The 26920-nt window shown below is 69.3% G+C and carries 24 protein-coding genes; 10 read left to right on the top strand and 14 right to left on the bottom strand.

Annotated elements, in window-relative coordinates:
• On the top strand, positions 1 to 3429 hold a 3429-nt coding region (locus QM591_RS01510), incomplete at its 5' end, for a multifunctional oxoglutarate decarboxylase/oxoglutarate dehydrogenase thiamine pyrophosphate-binding subunit/dihydrolipoyllysine-residue succinyltransferase subunit (protein ID WP_415128884.1).
• Between the two features lie 30 nt (positions 3430 to 3459).
• The gene (locus QM591_RS01505; RefSeq protein WP_415128882.1) at positions 3460 to 4359 is read left to right on the top strand and encodes a diacylglycerol kinase; all 900 of its coding nucleotides are present in this window, start codon (positions 3460 to 3462) and stop codon (positions 4357 to 4359) included.
• 18 nt (positions 4360 to 4377) lie between these two features.
• Here the strand turns inward: QM591_RS01505 and QM591_RS01500 are convergent, their stop codons facing one another.
• Together QM591_RS01500 and QM591_RS01495 are read right to left on the bottom strand one after the other, a co-directional pair.
• Positions 4378 to 4623 carry a zf-HC2 domain-containing protein gene (locus QM591_RS01500; protein ID WP_415128880.1) on the bottom strand — a complete coding sequence of 82 codons (246 nt, stop codon included), beginning with the start codon at positions 4621 to 4623 and terminating at the stop codon, positions 4378 to 4380.
• On the bottom strand, positions 4620 to 5270 hold the full coding sequence (locus tag QM591_RS01495) for a sigma-70 family RNA polymerase sigma factor (protein ID WP_415128878.1): 651 nt from the start codon (positions 5268 to 5270) through the stop codon (positions 4620 to 4622). Before QM591_RS01495 ends, QM591_RS01500 begins: the two co-directional genes overlap by 4 nt.
• Positions 5271 to 5341: 71 nt before the next feature.
• On the opposite strand from QM591_RS01495, the gene aroA reads away from it, so the two are divergent.
• From aroA to bcp, 3 genes are read left to right on the top strand one after another with little or no spacing between them, the layout of a single operon-like run.
• Positions 5342 to 6706 (top strand): 3-phosphoshikimate 1-carboxyvinyltransferase, encoded by a 1365-nt coding sequence (gene aroA / locus QM591_RS01490; RefSeq protein WP_415128876.1) that lies wholly within the window; start codon positions 5342 to 5344, stop codon positions 6704 to 6706.
• Positions 6707 to 6722: 16 nt separating this feature from the next.
• Positions 6723 to 7760 (top strand): ribosome small subunit-dependent GTPase A, encoded by a 1038-nt coding sequence (gene rsgA / locus QM591_RS01485; protein ID WP_415128874.1) that lies wholly within the window; start codon positions 6723 to 6725, stop codon positions 7758 to 7760.
• Between the two features lie 47 nt (positions 7761 to 7807).
• Positions 7808 to 8272, top strand: coding sequence for a thioredoxin-dependent thiol peroxidase (gene bcp, locus QM591_RS01480; protein ID WP_415128872.1), 465 nt, complete (start codon positions 7808 to 7810; stop codon positions 8270 to 8272).
• Here bcp and QM591_RS01475 read toward each other — a convergent pair.
• A complete protein-coding gene (locus QM591_RS01475; protein ID WP_415128870.1) occupies positions 8269 to 8661 on the bottom strand; it encodes a histidine kinase in 393 nt (130 codons plus the stop codon). The two genes, bcp and QM591_RS01475, sit on opposite strands and share 4 nt — an antisense overlap.
• A gap of 249 nt (positions 8662 to 8910) precedes the next feature.
• Between QM591_RS01475 and QM591_RS01470 the strand changes: the two genes are divergently transcribed.
• Positions 8911 to 9159, top strand: coding sequence for a WhiB family transcriptional regulator (locus QM591_RS01470; RefSeq protein WP_036295594.1), 249 nt, complete (start codon positions 8911 to 8913; stop codon positions 9157 to 9159).
• 15 nt (positions 9160 to 9174) lie between these two features.
• Here the strand turns inward: QM591_RS01470 and QM591_RS01465 are convergent, their stop codons facing one another.
• The 3 genes from QM591_RS01465 to QM591_RS01455 are packed head-to-tail and all read right to left on the bottom strand — an operon-like array spanning position 9175 to position 12595.
• Positions 9175 to 10668, bottom strand: coding sequence for a sensor histidine kinase (locus tag QM591_RS01465; RefSeq protein ID WP_415128867.1), 1494 nt, complete (start codon positions 10666 to 10668; stop codon positions 9175 to 9177).
• 26 nt (positions 10669 to 10694) lie between these two features.
• Positions 10695 to 11969, bottom strand: a complete 1275-nt coding sequence (locus QM591_RS01460; protein ID WP_415128865.1) for a P-loop NTPase — start codon at positions 11967 to 11969, stop codon at positions 10695 to 10697.
• Complete coding sequence (locus QM591_RS01455) at positions 11966 to 12595, bottom strand: SAF domain-containing protein (protein WP_415128863.1); 630 nt, start codon at positions 12593 to 12595, stop codon at positions 11966 to 11968. The genes QM591_RS01460 and QM591_RS01455 overlap by 4 nt, the downstream gene beginning before the upstream one ends.
• A 112-nt stretch (positions 12596 to 12707) precedes the next feature.
• Here QM591_RS01455 and QM591_RS01450 point away from each other — a divergent pair, with 112 nt between their 5' ends.
• Positions 12708 to 12989, top strand: a complete 282-nt coding sequence (locus tag QM591_RS01450) for a helix-turn-helix domain-containing protein (RefSeq protein WP_415128861.1) — start codon at positions 12708 to 12710, stop codon at positions 12987 to 12989.
• An 11-nt stretch (positions 12990 to 13000) separates the two neighbouring features.
• Here QM591_RS01450 and QM591_RS01445 read toward each other — a convergent pair whose 3' ends face one another.
• Complete coding sequence (locus tag QM591_RS01445) at positions 13001 to 13600, bottom strand: hypothetical protein (RefSeq protein ID WP_415128859.1); 600 nt, start codon at positions 13598 to 13600, stop codon at positions 13001 to 13003.
• Positions 13601 to 13721: 121 nt separating this feature from the next.
• Between QM591_RS01445 and QM591_RS01440 the strand changes: the two genes are divergently transcribed.
• Positions 13722 to 14171: an Rv3235 family protein gene (locus tag QM591_RS01440; RefSeq protein WP_415128857.1), complete on the top strand. Its 450-nt coding sequence runs from the start codon at positions 13722 to 13724 to the stop codon at positions 14169 to 14171.
• A gap of 5 nt (positions 14172 to 14176) precedes the next feature.
• On the opposite strand, the gene QM591_RS01435 is transcribed toward QM591_RS01440, so the two are convergent.
• Together QM591_RS01435 and secA are read right to left on the bottom strand one after the other, a co-directional pair.
• Positions 14177 to 15400: a pyridoxal phosphate-dependent aminotransferase gene (locus tag QM591_RS01435; RefSeq protein WP_415128855.1), complete on the bottom strand. Its 1224-nt coding sequence runs from the start codon at positions 15398 to 15400 to the stop codon at positions 14177 to 14179.
• Between the two features lie 104 nt (positions 15401 to 15504).
• Positions 15505 to 18288 (bottom strand): preprotein translocase subunit SecA, encoded by a 2784-nt coding sequence (gene secA, locus QM591_RS01430; protein ID WP_415128853.1) that lies wholly within the window; start codon positions 18286 to 18288, stop codon positions 15505 to 15507.
• 242 nt (positions 18289 to 18530) lie between these two features.
• Between secA and QM591_RS01425 the strand changes: the two genes are divergently transcribed.
• A complete protein-coding gene (locus QM591_RS01425) occupies positions 18531 to 19859 on the top strand; it encodes a hypothetical protein (RefSeq protein ID WP_415128851.1) in 1329 nt (442 codons plus the stop codon).
• A 78-nt stretch (positions 19860 to 19937) separates the two neighbouring features.
• Here the strand turns inward: QM591_RS01425 and hpf are convergent, their stop codons facing one another.
• The 5 genes from hpf to mtrA all read right to left on the bottom strand — a co-directional run bounded on the left by hpf (position 19938) and on the right by mtrA (position 25525).
• Positions 19938 to 20600, bottom strand: coding sequence for a ribosome hibernation-promoting factor, HPF/YfiA family (gene hpf, locus QM591_RS01420; RefSeq protein WP_415128849.1), 663 nt, complete (start codon positions 20598 to 20600; stop codon positions 19938 to 19940).
• A 68-nt stretch (positions 20601 to 20668) separates the two neighbouring features.
• The gene (locus tag QM591_RS01415) at positions 20669 to 21376 is read right to left on the bottom strand and encodes a ComF family protein (RefSeq protein WP_415128847.1); all 708 of its coding nucleotides are present in this window, start codon (positions 21374 to 21376) and stop codon (positions 20669 to 20671) included.
• Positions 21377 to 21473: 97 nt separating this feature from the next.
• Complete coding sequence (locus tag QM591_RS01410) at positions 21474 to 23165, bottom strand: LpqB family beta-propeller domain-containing protein (RefSeq protein WP_415128845.1); 1692 nt, start codon at positions 23163 to 23165, stop codon at positions 21474 to 21476.
• The gene (gene mtrB / locus QM591_RS01405; protein ID WP_415128843.1) at positions 23162 to 24838 is read right to left on the bottom strand and encodes an MtrAB system histidine kinase MtrB; all 1677 of its coding nucleotides are present in this window, start codon (positions 24836 to 24838) and stop codon (positions 23162 to 23164) included. The genes QM591_RS01410 and mtrB overlap by 4 nt, the downstream gene beginning before the upstream one ends.
• A gap of 6 nt (positions 24839 to 24844) precedes the next feature.
• Positions 24845 to 25525, bottom strand: coding sequence for an MtrAB system response regulator MtrA (mtrA, locus tag QM591_RS01400; RefSeq protein WP_415128841.1), 681 nt, complete (start codon positions 25523 to 25525; stop codon positions 24845 to 24847).
• Between the two features lie 238 nt (positions 25526 to 25763).
• Between mtrA and QM591_RS01395 the strand changes: the two genes are divergently transcribed.
• The coding region (locus QM591_RS01395) for a hypothetical protein (RefSeq protein WP_415128839.1) at positions 25764 to 26920 on the top strand (1157 nt) is incomplete at its 3' end.

Genomic DNA, 26920 nt, shown 5'->3' with positions numbered 1-26920 from the left:
GTGGCCCGCACCACGGCGCGCCCCGCCGCACCGCCGCCGGTGCCCGCGCAGGCGCCCAAGTCGGCCCCGTCCTCCCCCGAGGCCGCGGGGGAAGACGTCGTCACGCCGTTGCGAGGCATGCCGAAGACGCTCGCGGCCAACATGGACGAGTCGCTCACCGTGCCCACGGCCACGAGCGTGCGCACCGTCCCCGCCAAGCTCATGATCGACAACCGGATCGTGATCAACAACCACATGTCGCGCACGCGCGGCGGCAAGGTGAGCTTCACGCACCTCATCGGCTGGGCGCTCATCCAGGCCCTCAAGGCCTTCCCCAGCCAGAACGTGGCCTACGCGGAGGTCGACGGAAAGCCGTCGGTCGTCGCCCCGGCCCACATCAACCTCGGCATCGCGATCGACCTGCCCAAGCCCGACGGCACCCGGGCGCTCATGGTTCCCAGCATCAAGCGCGCGGAGTCCCTCACCTTCCACGAGTACCTCGCCTCCTACGAGGACCTCGTCAAGCGCGCTCGCGCCGGCAAGCTGACCGCCGCCGACTTCCAGGGCACCACCATCTCGCTCACCAACCCCGGCGGCATCGGCACGGTGCACTCGGTCCCCCGCCTCATGAAGGGGCAAGGCTGCATCGTGGGCGCCGGAGCGCTGGAGTACCCCGCGGAGTTCCAGGGTTCCAGCGAGAAGACCTTGGTCGAGCTGGGCATCGGCAAGACGATCACCCTCACCAGCACCTACGACCACCGGGTCATCCAGGGTGCCGGCTCGGGAGAGTTCCTCAAGATCGTCCACGAGCTGCTCATCGGCCAGCGCGGGTTCTACGAGGGCATCTTCGCCGCCCTGCGCATCCCCTACGCCCCCATCCACTGGGGAGGGGACATCAACGTCGACATCGCCGAGCGGGTCGACAAGACGGCGCGCGTGCAAGAGCTCATCAACTCGTTCCGCGTCCGCGGGCACCTGATGGCGGACATCGACCCCCTCGAGTACGTCCAGCGCACCCACCCAGACCTGGAGATCGAGTCGCACGGCCTGACCTTCTGGGACCTCGACCGCGAGTTCGTCACCGGAGGCTTCGGGGGCAAGCGCACCATGAAGCTGCGCGAGATCCTCGGGGTGCTGCGCGACTCCTACTGCCGCACGATCGGCATCGAGTACATGCACATCCAGGACCCGGCCCAGCGCAAGTGGTTCCAGGACAACGTCGAGGTGAAGTACCAGAAGCCGGGGCACGACGAACAGCTCCGCATCCTCGACAAGCTCAACCAGGCCGAGGCCTTCGAGACCTTCCTGCAGACCAAGTACGTCGGCCAGAAGCGCTTCAGCCTGGAAGGCGGGGAGTCCCTCATCCCGCTCCTGGACGAAGTGCTGCAGGGAGCGGCCGGTGCCGGTCTCGACGGTGCGGCGATCGGCATGGCCCACCGCGGCCGTCTCAACGTGCTCACCAACATCGCCGGCAAGACCTACGGTCAGGTCTTCCGCGAGTTCGAGGGCTCGGTCGCCATCGGCTCCAAGAGCGGCTCGGGCGACGTCAAGTACCACCTCGGCACCGAGGGCACCTTCGTCTCCGATGCCGGCGAGGAGATCCCGGTCTACCTCGCGGCCAACCCGTCGCACTTGGAGACCGTCGACGGCGTGCTGGAGGGGATCGTGCGGGCCAAGCAGGACCGCATGCCCATCGGCTCCTTCTCCTGGCTGCCGATCCTCGTCCACGGAGACGCGGCCTTCGCCGGTCAGGGCGTCGTGGTCGAGACGCTCCAGATGTCGCAGCTGCGCGGATACCGCACCGGTGGCACGGTGCACGTCGTCGTCAACAACCAGGTGGGCTTCACGACGCTGCCGCAGGACGGTCGCACCTCGGTCTATGCGACCGATGTCGCCAAGACCATCCAGGCGCCCATCTTCCACGTCAACGGGGACGACCCGGAAGCGGTCGTCCGCGTCGCCGAGCTGGCCTTCCGCTACCGCGAGGAGTTCCACCGCGACGTCGTCATCGACCTCGTCTGCTACCGCCGTCGCGGGCACAACGAGGGCGACGACCCCTCGATGACGCAGCCCCTCATGACCAACCTGATCGAGGCGAAGCGGTCGGTCCGTCGCCTCTACACCGAGTCGCTCGTCGGTCGCGGTGACATCACCGAGGAGGAATACGAGAAGGCCAAGCAGGACTTCCAGAACCGCCTCGAGGTCGCCTTCGCGGAGACCCACGCCGCCGAGACCGGCTCGACCGGGATCGTCTCCACCACGGGTTCGGTCGACGTCGCCGTCGGCGCTCCGGAGACCACGGGAGTGTCGACCGCCGTCGTCAACCAGATCGGCGACGCGTTCGTCAACCGCCCCGAGGGCTTCACCGTCCACAACAAGCTGCAGCAGCTCCTCGAAAAGCGCCACGACATGAGCCGCAACGGCTCGATCGACTGGGCGTTCGGCGAGCTCCTCGCCTTCGGCTCGCTCCTCATGGAGGGCACCAACGTCCGCCTCGCCGGCCAGGACGCGCGCCGCGGAACGTTCGTGCAGCGCCACGCGGTCATGCACGATCGCGCGAACGGGCAGGAGTGGCTGCCGCTGGCGAACCTCGGCGAGAACCAGGGCCGCTTCTACGTGTACGACTCGCTGCTCAGCGAGTACGCCGCGATGGGCTTCGAGTACGGCTACTCGGTGGAGCGCGCCGACACGCTGACGCTGTGGGAGGCACAGTTCGGCGACTTCGCCAACGGCGCGCAGTCCGTCGTGGACGAGTACATCTCCGCCGCGGAGCAGAAGTGGAGCCAGCAGTCCAGCGTCGTCCTTCTCCTCCCCCACGGATACGAGGGTCAGGGACCGGACCACTCCTCGGCTCGCATCGAGCGCTATCTGCAGATGTGCGCGCAGGACAACATGACCGTGGCCCGGCCGTCCACGCCCGCCTCCTACTTCCACCTCCTGCGTCGACAGGCCTACGCACGACCGCGGCGACCGCTGATCGTCTTCACTCCGAAGGCCATGCTGCGCCTGCGCGGCGCGACGAGCCCGGTGGGCGCGTTCACCGAGGGACGCTTCGAGCCGGTGCTCGACGACGATCGCGGTATCGACAAGAGCGCCGTGCGCCGGGTCCTGCTCCATTCCGGAAAGATCCACTGGGACCTCAAGGCCGAGCTCGACAAGAACCCGAACCCGGCGATCGCGCTGGTGCGTCTCGAGCAGTTCTATCCGGCGCCGGTCGACGAGCTCAACGCCGTGCTGGCGGAGTACCCGAACGCGGAGCTGGTGTGGGTGCAGGACGAGCCGGAGAACCAGGGGGCGTGGCCCTTCATCGCCCTCGAAGTGGTCAAGCATCTGCGCGGGCGCACGATCTCGCGCGTGTCCCGCCCGGCAGCGGCCTCCACGGCCACCGGGTCACCGAAGGTGCACGCCGTCGAGCAGTCCACGATCATGCAGGAGGCGCTCCGGGTCTGACCCGGCCGACGAACCACCCCCGACGCCGACATGGACGTGGCACTCCTGGTGAATCCCGCCGCCCGGTCGGGGGCACAGTCCACTGCGACGCTGCGGTGCGCCGAGCGGCTCCGTGCCCACGGCGTGCGGACGACCGTGCTCGCCGGAGGAAGCGCGTCGGAGTCGACAGACCTCCTGCGTCGAGCGGTGGATGCCGGAGCGGACGCCGTGGTCGTCGCGGGCGGTGACGGCACCGTCCGCATCGCCGCGGAAGCGCTCGCCCACACCGGCGTCCCGCTCGCTCCACTTCCCGTCGGCACCGGCAATGATCTCGCGACCTCGCTCGGCTACCGCGAGCGCGACGGCGAGCGCACTGCCCGCGCGGTGCTCAACGGCGCCGTCACGGCCATCGACCTCGGCCGGATCCAGCGCGCCGACGGATCCGCGGCCCTCTTCACGACTGTGCTCGCGAGCGGGTTCGACGCCAAAGTGAACGATCGCGCGAACCGGATGCGATTTCCGCGCGGTCGGTCCCGCTACACGTTCGCCCTCCTGATCGAGTTCGCGAGGCTCCGTGGGCAGCCGTTCCACCTCACCCTGGAGCACGCAGACGGCTCCGAAGAGCACGTCGACGAAGACCTCGTCATGGCCGCTCTGGGAAACGGACGCACCTACGGGGGCGGCATTCCGATCTGTCCCGATGCGTCGCGGGAGGATGGCCTGCTCGATCTGACCCTCGTGCGCCCGGCCGGTCGCCTGCGGCTCCTGCGACTGCTCCCCCGCGTCTACCGGGGCACGCACGGGGCTGTGCCGGAAGTGTCGATGCGTCGGGTGCGGGCGGTGCGGATGGAAGCGACGGGCGTCACGGCCTACGCCGATGGCGACCCGGTCGGTCCGCTTCCGCTGCGGGTAGACGTCCTCCCGGGCGCGCTCGCCGTCATCACCCCCTGACGGGGTGGTCCAGGCGCGTCAGTGGTGAGTCGCCTGCTCCGCACGAAGGCGCGCCAACACCTGGTCCCGGAGCTCCTCGGGAGCCGTCTCGCGGCACGCGCGAGCGACCACCGCGGTCAGCGTCGTCGCGACGAGGGCCTCCTCGCGGCACGAATCACAGTTCTCCAGATGCTCCTTGATGTCGGAATGCTCGGTCTTGCAGACCTCGTTCCGCAAATACTCCTCGAGGTCCTTCCGGGCCTTCTCGCAGCCGCAGTCGCTCATTTCGTGCTCCTCGTGGCGGGCACGTCGATGCCGCGCTCTCTTGCATAGTCGGCGAGCAGTTCACGGAGCATTCGCCTGCCACGGTGCAGACGGCTCATGACCGTGCCGATCGGGGTTTTCATGATGTCCGCGATCTCCTGATACGCGAATCCTTCGACGTCGGCGAGATACACCGCGAGGCGGAAATCCTCCGGGATCTCCTGCAGGGCGTCTTTCACGGCGGATGCCGGCATGTGATCGATCGCCTCGGCTTCCGCCGAGCGGGTACGGGTCGCGGTGGTCGACTCCGCGCCCCCCAGCTGCCAGTCCTCGAGGTCGTCGATCGTCCCCTGGTAGGGCTCGCGCTGCTTCTTCCGGTACGTGTTGATGTACGTGTTGGTGAGAATGCGGTACAGCCACGCCTTGAGGTTGGTGCCCTGCGTGAACGACGCCCACGAGGCGAACGCCTTGACGAACGTCTCTTGAACGAGATCGGCGGCGTCAGCCGGATTGCGCGTCATCCGCATCGCGGCGGCATAGAGCTGGTCCATGAAAGGAAGGGCCTGCTCTTCGAACTGGTGTCGCGGATCGGTTGCCGCCTCGTTTTCCATCAGGCGCCAGTCTACGTCGCCGAACAGATCCGACACGGGTGGCAGCGTCGCGATCATGCCGCTCCTCGCTCTCCGGTCTCGAGATGTTCCGCCGGCGGGTGTCGACGGGTTCGTTAGGGTAGAACTCGATGACTGCGTCCGGGTATTCCCCCCTTTCCTCTTCACCGGGAGCTCAGTCGCCGCGCGAGGCGGCGCATCCCGGCCCGTGGCGCGCTCCGGCGGTCTCCGAGCCGCTCGCTGCAACCGTCACGGTGCCCGGCTCGAAGTCGCTCACGAACCGCAAACTCGTCCTCGCCGCCCTGGCCGATGGACCGAGCACCCTCGTCGCTCCGCTGCACTCTGACGACTCCGCCCGTATGATCGATGCGCTTCGGACCCTGGGCGTCGAGATCGAGGAGCTACCCGCCACGGGACCGTTCGGGCCGGATCTGCTCATCGCCCCGCCCCGGAAGCTGCGTGGCGACGTCGTCATCGATTGCGGCCAAGCCGGCACCGTCATGCGCTTCATCGCCCCCCTCGCGGGCCTGGCCGAAGGCGATGTGACGATCACCGCCCACGAGAGCGCACTGCATCGACCGATGGGCACCATGATCACCGCGCTGCGTGAGATCGGCGTCGACATCGACGACGGCGGCCGTTGGGCCCTGCCCTTCACCGTCCGCGGGAGAGGCCATATCCGCGGCGGCGAGGTCACGATCGATGCCAGCGCCTCGAGCCAGTTCGTCTCCGGCCTGCTCCTCGCCGCTCCCCGATACGACGTCGGCCTGCACTTGCACCACAGCGGCGAGCGACTGCCCAGCGTCCCCCACATCGACATGACGGTGGAGTCCCTGGCCCGCCGCGGCGTGCACGTGGAGCACCCCGAGGCGCACGAATGGCTCGTGCCGGCCGGCGCTCCGCGCGGCCGCGATGCAACCGTGGAGCCGGATCTGTCCAATGCCGCGCCCTTCCTCGCCGCGGCGATGGTCGTCGGTGGATCGGTGACCATCCCGGCGTGGCCGGCCACATCGACCCAGCCGGGGGCCCTGCTCACCGAGATCCTCGCCTTGATGGGGGCTCGCGTCACCCGCCGCGGTGGCGCGGTCACGGTGACGGCGGGCGACCGGATCAACGGCGTAGACCTGGATCTCACGGCCGCCAGCGAGCTGACTCCGACCCTGTTCGCACTGGCCGCCTTCGCCGACGCGCCGTCGACCCTCCACGGCATCGGGCACATCCGCGGCCATGAGACCGATCGGATCGCCGCACTCGTGAGCAACCTGCGTCGGCTCGGCGGCGAGGCCGAGGAGCTCGCCGACGGCATCCGGGTGACACCCGTGCCGCTCCATGGGGGTGTGTGGCACGCCGAGCACGATCACCGCATCGCCACGGCGGGCGCGATCATCGGACTGCGAGTGCCCGGTGTCGAGGTCGACGACATCGGCACGACCGCCAAGACCATGCCCGAGTTCCCCGACATGTGGCAGCGGATGCTGCAGTCGACGGGTCGATGACGGGGCGGCTACCGGAGTGAGCTGGCTCGACGCGGACGACGAGGACGAGGACGACTTCGACGAGTCGCGTATCCGGGTTCGTCCCAACCCGAAGGCCAACCGACCGCGAACCAAGCGTCGCCCTGCCCACGCCGACGCGCAGATCGCCCGGGTGCTGGGTGTGGACCGGGGGCGGTACGCCGTGCTCGTCGATGAGGACGGACCCGAGGAACGTCAGATCTCCGCAACGCGCGCCCGGGAGTTGCGCAAGCAGCCGATCGTCACGGGCGACCGCGCGCGCGTCGTCGGTGACCTCTCCGGCATCGAGGGCACCCTGGCACGCATCATCGGCATCGAGGAGCGCACGTCGCTCCTGCGCCGCAGCGCAGACGACACCGATCAGGTCGAGCGGGTCGTCGTCGCCAACGCCGACCAGATGCTCGTCGTGGTCGCCGCCGCCGATCCCGAGCCCCGCCCTCGCCTGGTCGATCGGTACCTCGTCGCCGCGCTCGACGCCGGCATCCACCCCCTTCTGGTCGTCACCAAGACCGATCTCGCCGACCCCTCCGCCTTCCTCGCGCATTTCGAGGGGCTCGACGACCTCGAGGTGTTCACGAGCGGTCACGGGCACATGCCGGTCGAGGAGATCGGCGACCGGCTGGTGGGGCACTCGACGGTGTTCGTGGGTCACTCCGGAGTCGGCAAGTCGACCCTCGTGAACGCGCTCGTCCCCGGGGCCTCCCGCGCGACGGGGCACGTCAACGAGGTCACCGGCCGCGGGCGGCACACCTCCAGCTCCACGGTGTCGCTGCGCTACCAGAACGACGACGGACGTGGCTGGGTCATCGACACCCCGGGGGTCCGATCGTTCGGTCTCGGACACGTCGACCCCGCCAACATCCTCCGCGCTTTCACGGATCTGGCGGTCATCGCCGAGGAATGCCCGCGCGGGTGCACGCACCTCCCGGACGCCCCCGACTGTGCGCTCGTGGAGGCAGTCGCGGAAGGGCGCCTCGGAGAACGGGGAGCCGCGCGCCTCGACTCGCTGCAGCGGCTTCTCGCGACCTTCGGCTGAACCCTCCGGGTGCCCTCGCGCTCTCGCGCCGTCGGTAGGCTGGACGCATGGCACGTCTGGAACCCGGCGCCCTCGCCCCTTCGTTCGCGCTCGTCGATCAGGACGAGAAGCCGGTCCGCCTGGCCGATCTCCGCGGATCAGGGGTCATCCTCTTCTTCTACCCCGCCGCGATGACGCCCGGCTGCACGACGGAGGCCTGCGACTTCCGTGACAGCCTCGCACCGCTTCAGGCCGCGGGCTACACGGTGCTCGGCATCTCTCGGGACACCCCGGCGAAGCTGCGCGAGTTCCGCGAGCGCGATCACCTTCCGTACGACCTGTTGAGCGACCCCGACCACGCGGTCCACGAGGAGTACGGCGCCTGGGGCGAGAAGAGCAACTACGGCAAGATCGTCGAGGGCGTCATCCGCTCGACCTTCGTCATCGACGGCGAGGGCGTCCTCACCCATGCCCTGTACAACGTCAAGGCCACCGGACACGTCGCTCGGATCCGAGGGATTCTCGGGGTCTAGGAGCTCGAGGAACGAAGGCGGCGCGAGGCCGCACGCGCCGCGAGGATCAGCAGCGCGAGCCCGAGGAGAGCGGGCAGCGCGACGGTGACCGCGAATCCCGGCTGAGGGTCCTCACCCGTCAACGCCCCGCCCGCGACCGCGAGCGCGAGCAGCTGCGTGACGATGCCGCCACTGCGCCCCCACGACGCTCCCCGCCACGTGGCCAGGGCGAAGCCGGCCACGGCGAACGCCCCCACTGCTGTCAGCACGATCAGGGCGACGGAGCTGGCGACCGACCCGGTGTCACCCCGCACGAGCGCGACGATCTCCCAGCCGGCGAGCACGAACAGGGCCACTGCCTCCGCCGCCAGGAGGAGGCCCGCCAGTCGTTCGACGGTCGTCGTGGTCATTGCGCACATGCTCCTGATCGGGTCGTATCGGATCTCATCGCGGGCGTCGCATCGAGCTTCTGCACAGCACACTGCTCAGGAAATGACATGTTCACCCTTGATTCACCTCGCCTCGCATGGGACGATTGAACCAGCGTGTGCTCCCACAGCGCAGTGGGGCGAGCAACTGCTCGCACACTTCCAGGGTAATCGACGTCACCCGGCGTCAGACCCACCCGAACTTCATCCCGCATCAAGGAGCACCACACCATGGATTGGCGCGACAAAGCCGCCTGCCTGACCGTCGACCCCGAGCTGTTCTTCCCGGTGGGGAACACCGGTCCGGCGGTCGACCAGATCGAAAAAGCGAAGGCCGTGTGCGCGCGCTGCACCGTCACCGAGATCTGCCTGCAGTACGCTCTCGAGAGCGGTCAGGACTCGGGTGTGTGGGGCGGACTGTCCGAAGACGAGCGCCGCGCCCTCAAGCGCCGCGCCGCTCGCGCGCGCCGCGCCTCCTGACGCTCCTCGCCCGCGTCACGTGACGCGACGGTCGATGTAGCGCAGCGGAATCTCGATCGTCACTTCGGTTCCCGAGCCCACGAGCGTGTGCCAGTCGATCGTTCCGCTGAGCTCTCCCTGGATCAGGGTGCGCACGATCTGCGTGCCGAGCCCTCGGCCCACCTGCCCCTCGGGAAGGCCCACGCCGGTGTCTCGCACGCGCACGCCCAGCTGATCGTCGGTGCGCTCGGCGATGATCTCGACCTCCCCCTCCTTGTCGGCCAGGCCGTGCTCCACGGCGTTGGTGACGAGCTCGGTCAGCGCCAGTGCGAGAGGCGTCGCGTACTCGCTGGGAAGGGTCCCGAACGTACCGGTCTTGCGCGTGCGCGCCCGGGTGTTGGGAGACGCGGCGACCTCTGCGACGAGCTTGAGCACGCGGTCGAACACGTCGTCGAAGTCCACGTTCTGCGCGAGGCCTTCCGACAGCGTGTCGTGGACGACGGCGATCGCAGACACTCGGCGCATCGCCTGAGTCAGCGCGTCCCGCGCCTCATCGGAATGCGTGCGGCGGGACTGGATCCGCAGCAGCGACGCGACCGTCTGAAGGTTGTTCTTCACCCGGTGGTGGATCTCCCGGATGGTCGCATCCTTCGTGATGAGCTCCTGCTCCTGGTGGCGGATCTCCGTCACGTCCCGGCACAGCACGATCGCCCCGATGCGCGTGCCGTGGTCCTTCAGCGGGATGGTGCGCAAGGAGACGGTGACCCCGCGCGCTTCGATGTCTGCCCGCCACGGGGCGCGGCCCGCCATGACGATCGGCAACGACTCGTCGAACTGACGCGAGGCGGGCAGGAGTGCGGTGGCCACCTCGATCAGCGGCTCTCCCTCCAGTTCCTCGTCGAATCCCAAGCGGTTGAACGCAGACAGGGCGTTGGGGCTTGCGAACGTCGTCACGCCGTCGACGTCGAGCCGGATGAGTCCGTCCGACGCCCGGGGAGCGCCCCGCCGCGGCGAGGTCGGTGCCGCGAGATCGGGGAAGTCCGCCGAGGCGATCATGCCGAAGAGGTCGTCCGCGCAGTCATTGAACGTGATCTGCTGCCGAGAGGGAGTGCGAGCCTCCCCCAGATTGGTGTGCCGGGTGAGCACTCCGATCACCGTGGTCCCCGTGTCCTCGCTCCCCTGCGCTCGGAGGATCGGGACGGCCCGCACGCGCGTCGGCGTCTCTTCGAACCAGTCGGGCGAGGCCGAGTCGACGATCCGCAGCTGCGTGAACGCGTCGCGCACCTGCGTGCGCCATTGTGGCCGGACCCGGTCGCCCACGATGTCGCGGTAGAACAGGGTCGCCGCCCCGGAGGGACGGGTGTGGGCGACAGCGATGAACGAGTCGTCATCGGTGGGAACCCAGATCACGATGTCGGCGAAAGCGAGGTCGGCGAGCAGCTGTCCGTCACCCGCCAGCCGATGCAGCCACTCCACGTCCGCCTCGCTCGAACGGCCCTGGGCGTAGACGAGATCGCTGAGTGTCGACACGTCTCCAGGCTACTCACCCCTCCGGACTACTCGCCCCTGCGGACCACCGCGCGCCGCGTGAGCCTTTCTCCACGTCGGCGTCTCCGACGCCCCGAAGCGGGCACGACGCGACGAGCCCTCGGGGGGTCGATGGCCTCTCCGACGAAGCGGCGAACCGCGGCCGTCAGTGCAGATCGTCCTGCCACCCGCATCAGCGGCTGCGCCTCGAGGACGGCTGCGTCGACCGCTCGGACGTCGAACGGCGCGAACCACACGTGGACGATACCGAGATAGCGGTCCAGGGTGCGGCGCACCTGCCCCCGCGGGTCGATCCCGAGGACTCCGGACCGCGTCTTGTTGACGAGCACTCGCACCGGAGTGGCGCCCACGGCCGCCACGAGGTCGGCCTGCGCGCGAACGAACCGCGAGACACCCACAGGGTCGGCGGCGACCACAGCGACAACCAGGTCCGCGGCGCCGAGCGCCGCGAGCGTCGCAGCGTTACGACGAAGGCCGTCGAGGTCGCTCACGATCTCTTCGTCGGACTCGAGCGAAGACGCTACGTCGACCACGATGTCATCGACCCAGTCCCGACATACCTCCAACGCCCCCGTCACGCGGTCGGCCGTGAGCTCTGGCCACCGGCTCGGACGGTTGATCCCGGTCAGGACCGACACGTCGCCAGAGACCGCTGCGATTCGCGACAGTTCGTCTCCCGTCAGCGCGCGGCGGGCGACCTGCCGACAGGCGGCGGCGAATCCCGGAGCTTCGTCGGGGAGGCCTGTCGCAAGCGCGATCGACGGCGCGTGTGTGTCGGCGTCGACGAGAGCGACCCGACGGCCGTCACGGCTGAGCTCCGCCGCCAGCGCATAGGCGATGGTGCTCCGACCCGGTGCGCCGGCAGGGCCCCATACGACGATGATCCGTCCGCGTGACGGGCCTGCCTCGTGCAGAGGCGGCAGCTCGGGGTCGAGGAGGCGGTCGACGTCGTCGTCGATGGCCACTGCCCGGACGCCGAACGCGGTCGCGAGGCGCCGCTCGGCATCGCGGGCACATCGTGCGACGATACGCACGCCGAAGCCGTCACAGGCCGAGACCAGGGCGCTCGTGAGCGCCTCGCGAGACGCATCGACGACCAAGAGGTCGGCGTTCGACAGGAGCGCTGACAGATCGCCATCGCTGCTCGGTCGCGCGAGGTCACCTCGTCCGGCGACGACCGCGGCCGGCGCGGTCGGGTCGACCACGGCGGCCACTTCGACGGCGCGGCGGCGGAGCGCGTCGGCCAGCACAGCCCCGTCGTGAACGGCGAGGACGGCCCTCACGGAAGCGGTCCGCCTGCGGGAACGACAGAGATGCTCGCGCCGCCCGCGACGGCGGCCAGCGTTGCGGCGACCTGCGAACGATCGATCACGACTTCCAGCGACACCCCCGCACCCGCCATGACGGAGTCGTCGCGCGTCACCGAGAGGACCGTCGCCTCATCGACGAGCACGTGCGGAGTGTCGAACCTGCCTTGTTCGAGCGGCGCCGCGGCCCACACCTCCACCTGCGCCCCCGTGACGACCGACGACGGCACGTCACCGTCACTGTGCAGTACGACCGTGGTGGTGCGGATCGCGTGCTGCGACGAGATCGCAGCCTGCGGGACGAGTTCTCCCGCGGCGATCGTGCGGGTTGCCACGGCGTCAGACGGAAGCGACGCCGTGGCGACGTACGCGTTCGCGGTGTCGCCCAGCGCCACATCGACGAGGGTCAGATCGCGCGACGCGACGCGCTCACCCGGAACGATCGTCCGGCTGGCCGCGAACACCGGCACCGTATGGCGCGCGGCAGCCACCACCGCCCACACCCCCGCGATCGACGCGACGACGAGGACGATGCCCAGCAGGAAACGCGTGTCGCTCCAGAACGCTCGGGCGCGAGGGCGGGCGGACTCTCCAGAGGTCATGGCACCATCGTGACCGCTCCGGGGGCGGGCCAGGGCGTCTGTCCACAACAGCGCTATCCACAAGGCACGAACGTCTTCGCATTTCGACTCACTTCAGGCGGATAATGGCGTCATGCCCGAAGCACTCCCCCCCGAAGTGCGCCTCCTCGCCGCTGCGCAGGTCGCGGAAATGCTCGCGATCGACGTCGACGAGGTGGTCGCCCTTGCACTCGACGGCCGGCTGGAGGGAATGAAGGTCGGCAACCCTCCCCGCTGGCGGATCTCACAGACGAGCGTCAACGCCTACGTGTCCGAGCAAGCCGAAGAGGCACGCCGGATGGCGCTGTGGCGGCAATCGAACGCCGCGAGCTTCCCCGAGCTCTGGGGACGCGGACCGATGACGCACCCGGACTGAGCCTCCGCGGGTTACGGCAGCGGCGTGGCCACCTCGGTGCGCACCCAGGCCACCGCGGAGAACGCGATCACGCGGTAGCCGGTAACCGACGACGCCCGTCGTGGCGCGTCGACGTCGTGGAGCGCAAGATCCGCGTGATCCGCTCCGGCGCGGTCGAGCGTTCCGACGAAGCTCCGTCCACCGGTGACCGCCACGGTGACCGGCGCACGCCGTCGCGCGAGGTCTCTCAAGGCGAAGCCGAACGTCATCCGCTGCGCCAAAGCCGCCCCGGGCGTCGCATCCCGCGCACTGGCGAGCACGTCGTCGCGCGTGAGGGAGACGGAAACGACGGACGGCAACGGGATCAGCAGGACGCCCGGGTGCCGGGTACCGAGTTCCATCGCTGTCCAGTCGGCGCCGACGGCGACGATCCGCCCCGACCATGCCGTGCCGTCGACGAGGTCCACGGCCACCTCTCCGCCGGCGCGAACGAGCACCGCGGTCAGGCGCTCGCGCAGCGCCAGCCGGGCCACCCGCAGCCGTTCGGTCTCGCTGTCGAGGGCCGCGCGCTCGGCCTCCCATTCCGAGTCGAGCTGGTCTTCCAGGTCCTCGAAGAATCGTTCCCACCGCACGGCGAGAGGTTAGGCGATGACCGGCGACGGCGTCCGCGGTTTCCACAGGTTGGAGGATTCTCATCCCCGCGTTCGAGGCGCTGTGCTCTACTCGACCGGACGCACTGAACGGAGGAACGGCATGCCTGCAGTCGCCGACGACACCCCGACGCCCGCTCGGGGCCTCATGCGCCTGTCCCGTTCGCTGTCGATCGAGGAGTACTTCGCGGCGCAGCGCACCTCCACCTGCGACCTCCCGGACTCAGAGCCACTCCTGCGCAACCTCACGATCGGCGTCATGGAGGTCCTCGCCGGCGTGCGCGAGGTCGACCAGCTCGCGCGGTGGCTCGGCGAAGACGCCTACCGGGCGCTGGTCGCCCGCGCCAATCTCTCCGCCCGTGCTCGTAGCGCGCGGGGGGTGCCGGCGGCACGGCCCGCCCACCGGATCCTGTCGATCCGTGAGACGACCCCTGCCGACGGCGTCGTGGAGGCGGCCATCGTCGTCGCCGGACCGGCGCGCACTCGAGCGATCGCCATGCGTCTCGAGGGCTGGGACGGGCGCTGGCGGGCGACGACGTTGGCCTTGCTGTAGCCCGTCTACTGCCGGTACGACGCGAGGAAGTTCCCGAGCCGTTCGACCGCCTCCGAGAGCACACGAGCCTCGGGCAGCGTCACGATGCGCAGGTGATCGGGGGTCGGCCAGTTGAAACCGGTCCCCTGCACGAGCAGCACGTGCTCGGCGACGAGGAAGTCGTAGACGAGCTTGGCGTCGTCGCGGATCTCGTACACCTCCGGGTCGAGCCGCGGAAAGGCGTAGAGGGCGCCCTGAGGCTTCAGGCAGGTCACTCCGGGGATGCGGGTGAGGCCCTCCCACGCCGCGTCGCGTTGCTCGTGCAGGCGCCCCGACGGCGCGATGAGCGCATCGATCGACTGCACGCCCGACAAGGCCGCCTGCACCGCATGCTGCCCCGGTACATTCGGGCACAGGCGCGTGGAGGCGAGGAGCTGAATACCCTCCAAGAAACCGCGAGCGCGCGCCTTGGGGCCGGTGATGACCATCCAACCGGACCGGAATCCCGCGACACGGTAGGTCTTGGACAGCCCGTTGAAGGTGAGGCAGAGCAGGTCTGGGGCCAGGGTCGCGAGGGGGATGTGCGCCGCCTCGTCGAAGAGGATCCGGTCGTAGATCTCGTCGCTCAGCAGGAGCAGTTCGTTCTCTCTCGCGAGCTCGACGAGCCCCGTCAGCACCTCGCGGGTGTAGACGGCGCCGGTCGGGTTGTTGGGATTGATGACGACGATCGCCTTGGTCTGCGGCGTGATCCTCTCGCGGATGTCGTCGAGGTCGGGCTGCCAACCGTTCTCGTTGTCGCAGCGGTAGTGCACCGGCGTCCCCCCGGCCAGCGACGTCATCGCCGTCCACAACGGGTAGTCGGGGGCAGGGATCAGCACTTCGTCGCCCTCGTCGAGCAGGGCCTGCATCGCCATGGTGATCAGCTCGGAGACGCCATTGCCGAGGTAGACGTCGTCGGGGTCGAACGCGGGGAATCCATCGACCTGTTCGTAGCGCGAGACGATCGCCCGGCGCGCGGACATGATGCCGCGGCTGTCGCTGTAGCCGTGGGCGTGGGGAATCGCGTCGATCATGTCCCGAACGATCTGATACGGGGCCTCGAAACCAAAGGTGGCGGGGTTTCCCGTGTTGAGCTTGAGGATCGTGTGCCCGTCGGCCTCCAGCCGGTCGGCCTCGACGAGGGCGGCTCCGCGGATCTCGTAAAGGACGTCCTTCAGCTTCGACGATTGATCCAGGATACGAGGGCTCATCGGATCAGGATATCGCCGCGCTCCGGTGGCCAATCGACCACGCGTGGCCTGAACGACGGATGCCGGCCGCATCCGTGCAGCCGGCATCCGTCGTCGGTCTCGATCTACTTCTTCTTGTCCGCCGCACGACGCTGGGCGCGGTTGAGCGGAGCGGAATCGCCCCCGGCGCCGCCGTCGGTTCGCTGTCCGAAGGCACCGCGGGGAGCCTCCTCGGCGGGCTGGGCGGGCGCCGCCGCCTGCCGCAGCTTGTTGGTGGCGGCCTGCTGGACCTGCCCCCGGTCGTTGCGCACCTCCACTTCGCCGGCGTCGTTCGCGGCGGTGTACTGGAGCTTCTGCACCTCGACGGGCGGGGCTTCCAGTCCCTTCGCCTCCACGGCCTCCCCGGCCTGGCGCACCTCGACGTCCAGGTTGTAGAGGAAGCCGACCGACTCCTCCTTGATCTGGGCCATCATGGCCTGGAACATCTGGAAGCCCTCACGCTGGTACTCGATGAGCGGATCGCGCTGCGCCATCGCGCGCAGGCCGATGCCGTCCTTGAGGTAGTCCATCTCATACAGGTGGTCCCGCCAGCGCCGGTCGAGCACCTGCAGGACGACGCGTCGCTCGAGCTCGCGCATCGCGGGCTCGCCGAGCTTCTCCTCGCGCGCGGTGTAGGCGATCTTCGCGTCGGAGAGGATCTCGCGCTTGAGCAACTCCGGGGTGACGCGCCCCTTGCTGCCGCTCTCGGCGACGACCTCATCGATGGTCACTCCGACCGGGTAGAGCGTCTTCAGCTCGGTCCACAGCGCATCGAAGTCCCAGCTCTCGTTGTGACCGTTGGCGGTGTGGTCGTCGATGATCGCCGAGATGGCGTCTTCGATGAAGTGCTGGACCCGGTCGGACAGGTCGTCGCCTTCGAGCATGTGCCGACGGTCGGCGTAGATCGCCTCGCGCTGGCGGTTGAGGACGTCGTCGTACTTCAGGACGTTCTTGCGGATCTCGGCGTTGCGGGCCTCCACCTGCGACTGCGCACTCTTGATCGCGCGAGAGACCATCGTCGACTCGATCGCGACGTCGTCGGGGAAGTTGGTGCGCGCGAGGATCGCCTCGGCGGCCCCCGACTGGAACAGTCGCATGAGGTCGTCGGTGAGGGACAGGTAGAACCGGCTCTCACCAGGGTCTCCCTGACGTCCGGATCGACCGCGGAGCTGGTTGTCGATACGACGCGACTCGTGACGCTCGGTGCCGAGCACGTAGAGGCCGCCGGCCTCGACGACCTTCGCGGCCTCCTCCGCCACGGTGTCGCGCATCGCGGTGTAGACCTCGTCCCACGCCGCCTCGTACTCCTCCGGAGTCTCCTCGGGGTCGAGCCCCCGGGACTTCACTTCCTGCACCGCCAGGAACTCGGCGTTGCCGCCGAGCATGATGTCGGTACCGCGACCGGCCATGTTGGTGGCGACGGTGACCGCCCCCAGACGCCCCGCGCGCGCGACGATCTCCGCCTCGCGGGCATGGTTCTTCGCGTTGAGGACCTCGTGCTTGACGCCCTTCTTGGCGAGCAGACGCGACAGGTATTCGCTCTTCTCGACGCTCACCGTTCCGACGAGCACGGGCTGTCCGGTCTCGTGACGCTGGACGATGTCTTCGACGACCTGCGCGAACTTCGCCTGCTCGTTCTTGTAGACGAGGTCGGGCTGGTCCTTGCGGATCATGGGCTTGTTCGTCGGGATGGGAACGACGCCCAGCTTGTAGGTCGACATGAACTCGGCCGCCTCGGTCTCGGCCGTACCGGTCATGCCGGCGAGCTTCTCGTAGAGGCGGAAGTAGTTCTGCAACGTGACCGTCGCCAACGTCTGGTTCTCGGCCTTGACCGGAACGTTCTCCTTGGCCTCGATCGCCTGGTGGATGCCTTCGTTGTAGCGGCGTCCCACGAGGATGCGCCCGGTGTGCTCGTCGACGATCATGACCTCGTCGTTCATGACGACGTAGTCGGTGTCGCGCTTGAACAACGCCAGCGCCTTGATGGAGTTGTTGAGGAATGAGATCAGCGGGGTGTTGGCCGATTCGTAGAGGTTGTCGATGCCGAGGTAGTCCTCGACCTTCTCGATCCCGGGCTCGAGCACACCGATCGTGCGCTTCTTCTCGTCGACTTCGTAGTCCACGCCCGCCTCGAGCGTCTTCGCGATCTTGGCGAACTCGACGAACCACCGATTCGCCTCGCCCGACGAGGGACCGGAGATGATCAGCGGCGTCCGGGCCTCGTCGATGAGGATGGAGTCGACCTCGTCGACGATCGCGAAGAAGTGACCGCGCTGGACGAGGTCTTCCTTGCGCCACGCCATGTTGTCGCGGAGGTAATCGAATCCGAACTCGTTGTTGGTCCCGTAGGTGATGTCGGCGTCGTACTGCTCCCGCCGCACATCCGGGGTCTGCCCGGAGATGATCGTTCCCGTCGTCATTCCGAGCGCACGATAGACGCGCCCCATGAGTTCGGACTGGTACGAGGCGAGGAAGTCGTTGACGGTGATGACGTGAACGCCCTTGCCGGCGATCGCGTTGAGATACACCGCGAACGTCGCCGTCAGGGTCTTTCCTTCACCGGTCTTCATCTCCGCGATGTTGCCGAGATGAAGCGCGGCGCCACCCATGATCTGGACGTCGTAGGGACGCTGACCGAGCGTCCGCTTCGCGGCCTCGCGCACGGCGGCGAAGGCCTCCGGCATGAGCTTGTCGAGGGTCTCCCCCGCGTCGTAGCGTGCGCGGAGCTCTGCCGTCTCGCCGCGCAGTTCCTCGTCGGTGAGCTGGGCGTAATCCTCCTCGAGCGCATTCACGGCCTTCACGACCTGCTGAAGCCGACGCAGAATGCGTCCTTCTCCGGCGCGGAGCAGTTTCTCGAGAGGGTTGGCCACGGAGGATCTCCATCTTTCGGGTGCGGGCGACGCGAATGCCGCCGGTGACGCGCGCCGATGCGCACAGCACAACTCCCCATGTTATGCGGTTGTGACCTTGAAACGGGCTGAACAAACCACCGGGCACCCGGAAGCGCCGTGCTCCCCTCGCGCTCCGGACGCTGCGAACGGTGCGGATGCCGGTCACCCCGCAGGATCGGGAGCACCGGCCGGTTCGCAGGAGCGGACCGTAGGATCGAACCATGGCCGGAATCTGGGGCAATCGCAAGAAGGAACGCGAAGCGCAGGCAGCGCAGGACGCCGAGGAGACACGCCGCGCGGGGGCCGCGCTCGTCGCGATCGATGAGCGCCTGCGGACGACCAGCGATGAGCTCGTCTACGCCGAGGCGGAGCTCGGCACCGAGGCCGTGCGTCCCGTCCGCGACGCGATCGAGGCCGTCCGCCAGCACCTCGCCGAAGCCTTTCACCTCCACCAACTCAATCACGACGAGATTCCCGACACCTCGGAGGAGTTGCGCACGCGCAGTGCCCGCATCATCCAGCTCTGCGAATGGGCCGAGGACCTCCTCGACGATCGCACGGAAGCCCTCGCCGCGCCCATCGAGCGCGCACGTCGCGCCCCCGAGATCGTCGCGGGCATCCGTCGCGACGCGGAGCGACTGTCGGCGCGGCTCCCCCAGACCAAGACCACGCTCGAGCGCCTGGCGGCACGCTACTCCACCGATGCCCTGCGGAAGGTGTCGGGAAACCACGCCGAGGCCGAGCAGCTGCTGAGCTTCGCCCTGCACGGCGCGGAGATCTCGGAGCGGCGCCGCGAGTCCGGTCAGCGGGAGCAGGCCAACCTCGCCCTCGAGACGGCGATAGAGGCGATCCGGCGCGCGACCACCCTCATCGACGCGGTGGATTCGTACGAGGTCGAGGCCCTGCGGGCGGAATCGACGCTCGATGCGATCGTTCTCGACTCCCGGGAAGACCTCGCCGCGGCTCGGGACATCGCCCACGTGCCCGACGTTGCGGCGGCGATGTCGACGCTGGAGCGAGAACTGACCGCCCTGACCCCCGCCGGAGCGCTTGCCGACCCCTTCGCCGAGCTCACCCGGCTGCGAGAGGCAAACGCCGCCCTCGACGTGGTCGTGGCACGCGTTCGGGAGCGCGCCGCGCGACCGGTGATCCCCGAAGCGCACGTCCGTCACGCCGTCGAAGACGCGGACCGCCAACTCGGTGTGGCCCGCAGCGTCATCTCGGGGCACCGCGGCTGGATCGGTGCCGATGCGCGCACCCGCCTGGCCGAGGCCGAGCGCATCCGGCTCGACCTGGCGACAGTGGTCTCCGGCCCGGTCGAGGAAGACGATCGAGAACGGGCTCTCGCCGATGCCCGACGTTGCGGCATGTTGGCCGCCGAGGCACTGCAGCTCGCCCAGCGCGACATCGACTCTTCACGTCCGCGCGACGACGACTGGGGCGGCGGATGGGGAGGGCGCGGAGGTGGCCGAGGCGGTGGCGGTGACGTCATGGGCGGCATTCTGGGCGGCCTCGTGATCGGCAGCATCCTCGACGGCATCTTCGACTGAGCGCACCGGCGTCGTTCGCGCGGGTGACAAGACGAAGGGGCGGACACCCACCGGTGCCCGCCCCTTCGTCTTGTCAGATCAGGACGCCAGCTCCTGCGCCGGGGGCGCCGTCGCCGTCAGCGAGATGACCCCGTAATCCCAGCCCTTGCGACGGTAGACGACGCTCGGGTGGTCCGTGCGGGCGTCGATGAAGAGGAAGAAGTCGTGCCCGACGAGCTCCATCCGATCGACGGCCTCCTCGACTGTCATCCATTCGGCGTCGAAGTTCTTCGTCCGGATGACGACGGGGGTGTACTCCGCCTCTTCGGAGTCACTGTTCTGGATGGGCACTTCGCCGGTGGCCACCGCGTGGAGCACTTCCACCGAGGCGGGCTGCACGTCGATGCCCTGGAGCGCGCCGCTGCCCTTCTCGAACTTGGCGCCGCGGGGGTGATTGCGCGCGTCGACGCGCTTCTCCTTGGCCCGGCGCAACTGCTCGGCGAGCTTGTCGACGGCCAGGTCGAGCGCGACGAACTTGTCTCCGTCGGTGGCCTCGGCCCGCACGACGGGCCCCTTGCCGGTGACGGTGAGCTCCACCGTCTCCTCTTCCCGGCCGCCGTTGTGATAGGCGCGGTGGGTGACTTTGACGTCGAGTCGCTGCGCTCGTGGAGCGAGGTTCTCGATGCGGGTGGACTTCTCCTCCGCGACCGTGCGGAAGCGATCGGTGATACCCACCCCGACGCCGACGATGCTGGTTTCCATCCCTGACCTCCTTGTTCCGGGTCCTCCCGGTCAAGGGCGGACCCTGAGTTCGCCTTGTCCCCTCCACGCTATCGGGCGTTCCCTCCGATGTCACCTCCCGTTACCGGGACAATCCTCTGTCCCGCCTGTGCGGACGGTGTGGCCGCGACCGTCGCCGCGCCGACCACCTCCGCGCCGGCGGAGGTGAGCACCCGAGCCGCCTCCGCCAAGGTCGCGCCCGTGGTGACCACGTCGTCGACGACCACGACGCGGTAACCGCCTGCCTCCCGCGCACGCAGCGAGCCGACGACATTGCGGAGGCGCTCCTCCCGACTGAGTCCGCGCTGGTCAGCGGTGGCCGCGCCCGGCGTGAGCAGACGGCTCGGCCGCATTCCCGCTCGCCGAACGAGCAGGTCGACCGGCGCGAAGCCCCGGCGCCGGAAGGCCGCTCGCGACGAGGGGAGCGGCACGATGTCGACCTCGCCCGTCGTCATGCCGATGCGGTCGCACATCCCGACGATCGCGATACGGAGCGCAGCCGCGAGCGGGGCGGTCAGCGGCGTCCGACCCTCCTCCTTCCACGCGCGGATGACGCGAGCGACGGTGTCGGCGTAGGGAAGCGCCGAGACGACCGTCGGCCCCGCGCTGAGCCGGCGCACGATGAGCTCGGACGAGCCGGGCAGGAGCGAGGCGCGGCACACCGGGCACACCTCCGCCCCGGCGACACCGCATCCGGCGCACCAGACGGGAAGGAAGAGGCCGACCGCTTCTCGGAGGGCGTCGCGTACGAGAGACACGCAGCAGTCTCCGCCTCCTCGATCCTCGCCCGCCTCGATCGGTCCGCCAGATGCTCAAGCCGGCCCCGTGGCACCGATGGGGACGAGCCGATGGAGGTCAGCCGGGCATGCCGCGCTGCGTGGCGAGCACCCCGACGTCGTTCGCGATCACCGACCACGTCGCGCCGCGCTGCCCGAACAGTCGCCCCTCGGAGTCGAGGAGGCGAACCTCCCCCGACTCGTTGCCACCGGCGAGCGACGTCGCCCCCTCGGGAGCCCGCGTGCTGCGCGACGGGCCGCCGACCGGCTGCTCGATCACGACCGGCTGTCCTTCGCTCTCGGCGAGGACGGCGAGGGTCGACCCGTCCAGCCAGGTGAGATCGACGCCTGCTCCGGGGAGCGCCCCCAGCGCCTTCGGCTCGCCGAGCCGGACGGGGACACCGTCGTCGTCGCGGATGATGCCGGAGATCCAGACCGCGGGCTGCGTGCCGTCGCGGACCACGGCGGCGAGGCGAGTGCCGTCGCGGGACACACGGACCGCGTACACGTGCGTGACGCCCGGCCACGCCGATGAGAGCTCGTGGACGGTGCCGTCGGGGCTGTAGGCCCGCAGGCCAGCCGGATCCCCCGCCGGCACGGAGTAGGTGAAGAGGTCGTCATCCATCGTGGGCTTCACGAGCCCCGCCCTGGTGTCCAGCACCTGCCAGCGACCGTCGGACTGCACGAGGCCGACACCTCCGCTCTCGCCGCGGACGGCGGCATGGGCCCTGTCGGCATCCACCTCGATCGCGTTCACGGCGCCGATCTCGGTCGCCACGTCCGCCAGTGCTCCGCCCAGACCCGTGAGGGGCTCCAGTTCGGCTCCCGAGAGGAAGCCGAAGCCGTCGCCCCAGGTCACCAGTGGCCTGCTCTCCACCCGCGTCTGCCGGACCTCGGCGGGGACCGCCCCCAGCGGCTGTCCGTCCACGAGCATGTCGACCCCCTGCACCCCCGTGCCCGCCAGACTCTCCGCCAGTTGGAGCTGCATCCGCCCGAGCGTCGTCCGGTCGACGCCGCGCGCGGCGGAGCGCAGCGGCACTTCGGCCACCTGCGAGCGCACGGGGACGGACGGCGCGCCGAGCCCGGTGCTCTCGGTGAAGGCGTTGCGCACCGATTCGGCGAGCCACGCGCTCGGTCCGCCGAGAGTGAGGGCTTCGGCGATGCGCACCCGGGCGGAATCGACCGGGAACCAGCGTTCGTCGGGAACCAGATAGCGCCAGTCCCGGTCGAAGAACATGAGCGGGTAGTTGCGGAAGACCGACGTGAACCGGTTCCGGTCGAGCACGATCCCGTCGGGCGCCTCCGTGATCCGCCACTCGCCCTCTTCCTTCGCGAGGCGGAAGTTCAGCGAGACGACCTCCCCGGCGCGCTGCGTGTAGGCGCCGTTGGCCTCGACGGAGCCTTCCACGCGCACCGCGACGTTCACCTCGTCGTCGGAGACGGCGGTGACCGTACGTTGGCCCGGCGTGTACACCGTGACGCCTGCCCGCGGGTTCCACGGCGTCGCCTCGGCGAGGAACAGCTTGGCGACGGCCCACGTGTCACGTGTCCCGCTGCCGGCGGCGATGAACCCCTCGACCACCTGCTGCGGCGTCATGCCGGGGCTCGGCTTGTCGGGGTTGAACGAGACGGCCGGATCCTCGTCTGCCTCCGAGACGCTCCGACCGAGCTTGACCGGCCCGCTGGTGGGCAGACCCGCACACGCGGCCAGCACGAGGATGAGCGCGATGGCAGGGAGAGCGAGGAGGCGACGGGTCCGCTGCGGGATCATGCGAGTCCTCCCGGCGTCCGCGAGATGTCGATCGGCTGCGTGAGCCCCAGGTCGTCCAACGGCGCTCCGTCGTCGCCGGGATCGAGCGGAATCGGCGAGGCGTTGCCGATCCGGGCGGTACCCCGGGGAAGGGTCAGCACGAAATGGGTGCCACGCCCCGGCTCCGACCACACCGCGAGCGTGCCGCCGTGGAGTCGCGCGTCGCCCAGGGCGATCGAGAGCCCGAGACCGGTGCCGCCGATCGTCCGCTTGCGCGAGGGATCCGCACGCCAGAAACGGTCGAACACCCGCTCGACGTCCTGCGCGCGCATCCCGAGACCGAAGTCTCGGACGCCGAGGGCGACCGAGCGCTGATCGCTGTCGACGGTGACGACGATCGGGCGCCCCTCGCCGTGCTCGATGGCGTTGCCGAGCAGGTTCCGGACGACCCGACGTACACGCCGCGGGTCCATCTCGACGGGAGAGTAGCCGCCCGGGGCGACCAGACGCACATCGCTCCCGTGCTGCTCGGCGAGCTGCTGCATGGACGCGATGACGTCCTCGGCCAGATGAGCCAGGCTCGTGGGCTCCGTCTCCAACTGCACCGACCCCGCGTCGTATCGGCTGATCTCGAGGAGGTCGGTGAGCAGGGTCTCGAATCGCTGCACCTGGGCGTGCAGCAGCTCGGCGGCGCGGGCGGTGGTGGGGTCGAACTCCGTCCGCTGATCGTTGAGCATGTCGGAGGCGAGACGAATCGTCGTCAGTGGGGTGCGGAGCTCGTGCGAGACATCGGACACGAAGCGCTGCTGGACGAGGGACAGGTCCGCGAGCTCCTTGATCTGGCTCTCGATGCTGTCGGCCATGGCGTTGAAGGATCGCCCCAGCGTGGCGAACTCGTCCTCGCCCCGCACCGGCAGCCGGACGCCGAGATCTCCCGCGGCGAGCTTGGCGCTCGTGTCGGCGGCCTGGGCGATCGGGACGGTGACCGAGCGGAGGACGATCCAGGAGATCGCGCCGATGAGAACGACCAGAGCGATCCCGACGCCCCAGAGAGTCACCTGGACGAAGCGCAGCGTCTCGGCCTCCGACGCCAGGTCGTAGGCGAAGTAGAGCTCGTACGGCCCCGCTTCGGGCAGGAGGAGCTGCTGGCCCACCACGACACCGGGGACGACCGCTCCGTCCTCGGTGGGGATGCCGATCGATTGCCAGGCCTGGTGGTCGGGGTCGGCGACGACGGCCTTGCGCAGGGCCGGGGAGAGCATCGTGGACAGCTGCCCGCCCACTTCGAGGTCCTGCGGCGCGACGGCGGAGGGATCCGAGGAGATCCGGAACATGGCGTACATGTCGGTGGCGGCCTGCCGGAACTGCGTAGCCTGCACGTCGCGCATCACATCCTGCAGCGCGACCGCGTCACCCCCGATCGCCGCGGAGTCGAGCGTCGTCTGGGCGGCGAGCGTGGCGCGCTGCGCGGCGGCCTCCACCTGCTCGACGCGCGACTCGAACAGGTCGTTCTGGATCGCCAGCGACATCCACACGAGCGCGACGAGGATCGTTAGGGCAGTGGATCCGAGCGTCACCGCGAGCGTGCGGAACCGGAGCGAACGGCGCCAGGAGTAGCCGACGTTGGCGGGCCAGCCGCGCCAGTCCCGCCACGTCGGCAGCGCGGCCGTGCGGACGGAGCCGGTGGAGGACACGGTCCCCTACACCGCGGCGCCGGCGCGGTAACCAACGCCGCGCACCGTCGTGACGATCTTCGGATTGTCCGGGTCGATCTCCACTTTGGCGCGCAGTCGCTGCACGTGGACGTTCACGAGCCGGGTGTCGGCCTTGTAGTGATAGCCCCAGACCTGCTCCAACAGTGCTTCGCGCGAGAAGACCTGCTGAGGCTTCGAGGCGAGCGCGACGAGCAGTTCGAACTCCAGCGGTGTCAGCGCGATGACGGCGTCGCCACGACGCACCTCGTGTGCCGCGACGTCCACCGACAGGTCGCCGATCCGGAGGGTCTCGGCGGGAGCCGCGCTGGCCGGACGCAATCGCGTGCGGATGCGGGCGACGAGCTCCTTCGGGTTGAAGGGCTTCACGATGTAGTCGTCTGCGCCCGACTCCAGCCCTCGCACGACATCCGCGGTGTCGGTGCGCGCCGTGAGCATGATGATGGGCACTCCGGACTCCGCGCGGATGCGCGTGCAGATCTCGATCCCGTCCATCCCCGGGAGCATGAGATCCAGAAGGACGAGCTCGGGACGCTCCTGCCGCCACATCTCCACGGCCACCGCGCCGTCCGCGCAGAAGACCGGCTCGAACCCCTCGGTGCGCAGGACGATGCCGATCATCTCTGCCAGAGCGGTGTCGTCGTCGACGACCAGGATGCGAGAAGCCATCTGACCCATTCGTCCTTCGGGTTAGGCGGGAGTCAACGCGTACCGGGCGGTGTGCGTTGACTGACACAGTATCGGACGGCCCCGGGAATGGGGCTGGGAGCAGCCGCGCGAGTGCCTGGTGTCTCGGCCGTTCCGCGCGGAGAGCTGCGGGGGTCGGTGTGCCACGATAGGAGAACCACGAGCCCTCCGGCTGCTCTTCGGGCACCGGCCGGCTGCGCGAGATGGAAGGATCCTCGACGTGACGGACACGACCTGGACCCCGGCGACGAGGCCCGGCATCGTTCCCCTGCACCCGTTGGGATTCGGCACCATCCTCGGTCGCTCCTTCACCGTGCTCCGCCACAACCCCCGGGTCCTCCTCGGCTTCGCCCTCGTGGTGCAAGCGGTGGGCGCGCTCCTGGTCGCGGGAGTCCTGGTGGGGCTCGGCGTGCTCAGTCTCTCGCGACTGGCCTCGCTGCAACCGGGCACCGAAGAGTTCGAGACGGTCCTGGCGGGCTCCGTCGCGCTCGTGGGGATCGCAGGGCTCATCCTGACCGTCGCCTCCGCCGCGCTCGGGGTGATCGTGCAAGGGGTCGTCGTCGCCGACGTGCTCCACGCGGTGGTCGCCGAGAAGCTCACCCTGCGCCGCCTGTGGGGCCGGGTCCGTCCCGTGGCGGGACGGTTGATCGGCTACGGGCTGCTCCTGACCCTGGCGATCGTGGTCGCCGTCGCCATCGTGGTGGGGATCTTCTTCGGGCTCAGCGTGATCGCCGGGCCGATCGGCTTCGTCGTCGCGATGGTGGTCGCCCTCGCGATGATCCCCCTCTCGCTGTGGCTGACCACCAAGCTCATGCTCGTCCCTGCCGTGCTGGTGGCCGAGCAGGCGAAGATCCGCACGGCCATCGCCCGGTCGTGGACCCTCATTCGGGGACGGTTCTGGGTGGGGCTGGGCGTCAGCGTCATCATCAGCCTCGCCTTCGGCACCCTTGCCCAGGTGGTGAGCGTCCCGCTGTCGATCGCCGCTTTGGGGATGGGCACGATCGTGACACCGACCGGGGAGCCCGATGTCGCCGCGCTCACGACCTTTCTCGTCGGCAACGTCGTCACCCAACTGGTGGTCTTCCTCATCCAGTGCGTCTCGCTCATCGTCCTGTCCACCGGCGCCGCGCTGGTGTATGTCGATTGCCGCATGCGACACGAGGGGCTCGATCTCGATCTGCTGAGCTATGTCGATCAGCGGGACGCCGGCGCGGGCGCGCTGGCAGACCCCTACCGTCTGCACATCGGGCGGAGCATCCTGCCACGGTGGGGTGCCCCGCCCGCCCCCTGGCCGCCAGCCGGGGGTGCGACCTGGTCCGCGCCGAGCCCGTCGTGGCCTGCACCCGCCGCCGGGCCCCCGCCGGGTGGATGGCCGCC

Origin of the sequence: Microbacterium sp. (assembly GCF_047607225.1) — a bacterium.
Taxonomy (GTDB): Bacteria; Actinomycetota; Actinomycetes; order Actinomycetales; family Microbacteriaceae; genus Microbacterium.
Note: the sequence above shows the minus strand (reverse complement) of the source record. Positions and strands in the feature narration are given on the sequence as shown.

Excerpts from the sequence above, each read along its gene's own strand:
- QM591_RS01475 (WP_415128870.1), bottom strand. The coding sequence starts at position 8,661 with ATGACCACGACGACCGTCGAACGACTGGCGGGCCTCCTCCTGGCGGCG.
- QM591_RS01455 (WP_415128863.1), bottom strand. The coding sequence starts at position 12,595 with ATGACCTCTGGAGAGTCCGCCCGCCCTCGCGCCCGAGCGTTCTGGAGC.
- QM591_RS01495 (WP_415128878.1), bottom strand. The coding sequence starts at position 5,270 with ATGATCGCGACGCTGCCACCCGTGTCGGATCTGTTCGGCGACGTAGAC.
- hpf (WP_415128849.1), bottom strand. The coding sequence starts at position 20,600 with ATGGAAACCAGCATCGTCGGCGTCGGGGTGGGTATCACCGATCGCTTC.
- QM591_RS01435 (WP_415128855.1), bottom strand. The coding sequence starts at position 15,400 with ATGAGCCCTCGTATCCTGGATCAATCGTCGAAGCTGAAGGACGTCCTT.
- QM591_RS01470 (WP_036295594.1), top strand. The coding sequence starts at position 8,911 with ATGGATTGGCGCGACAAAGCCGCCTGCCTGACCGTCGACCCCGAGCTG.
- QM591_RS01450 (WP_415128861.1), top strand. The coding sequence starts at position 12,708 with ATGCCCGAAGCACTCCCCCCCGAAGTGCGCCTCCTCGCCGCTGCGCAG.
- QM591_RS01425 (WP_415128851.1), top strand. The coding sequence starts at position 18,531 with ATGGCCGGAATCTGGGGCAATCGCAAGAAGGAACGCGAAGCGCAGGCA.
- bcp (WP_415128872.1), top strand. The coding sequence starts at position 7,808 with ATGGCACGTCTGGAACCCGGCGCCCTCGCCCCTTCGTTCGCGCTCGTC.
- QM591_RS01500 (WP_415128880.1), bottom strand. The coding sequence starts at position 4,623 with ATGAGCGACTGCGGCTGCGAGAAGGCCCGGAAGGACCTCGAGGAGTAT.
- QM591_RS01440 (WP_415128857.1), top strand. The coding sequence starts at position 13,722 with ATGCCTGCAGTCGCCGACGACACCCCGACGCCCGCTCGGGGCCTCATG.
- mtrA (WP_415128841.1), bottom strand. The coding sequence starts at position 25,525 with ATGGCTTCTCGCATCCTGGTCGTCGACGACGACACCGCTCTGGCAGAG.
- aroA (WP_415128876.1), top strand. The coding sequence starts at position 5,342 with ATGACTGCGTCCGGGTATTCCCCCCTTTCCTCTTCACCGGGAGCTCAG.
- QM591_RS01505 (WP_415128882.1), top strand. The coding sequence starts at position 3,460 with ATGGACGTGGCACTCCTGGTGAATCCCGCCGCCCGGTCGGGGGCACAG.
- QM591_RS01410 (WP_415128845.1), bottom strand. The coding sequence starts at position 23,165 with ATGATCCCGCAGCGGACCCGTCGCCTCCTCGCTCTCCCTGCCATCGCG.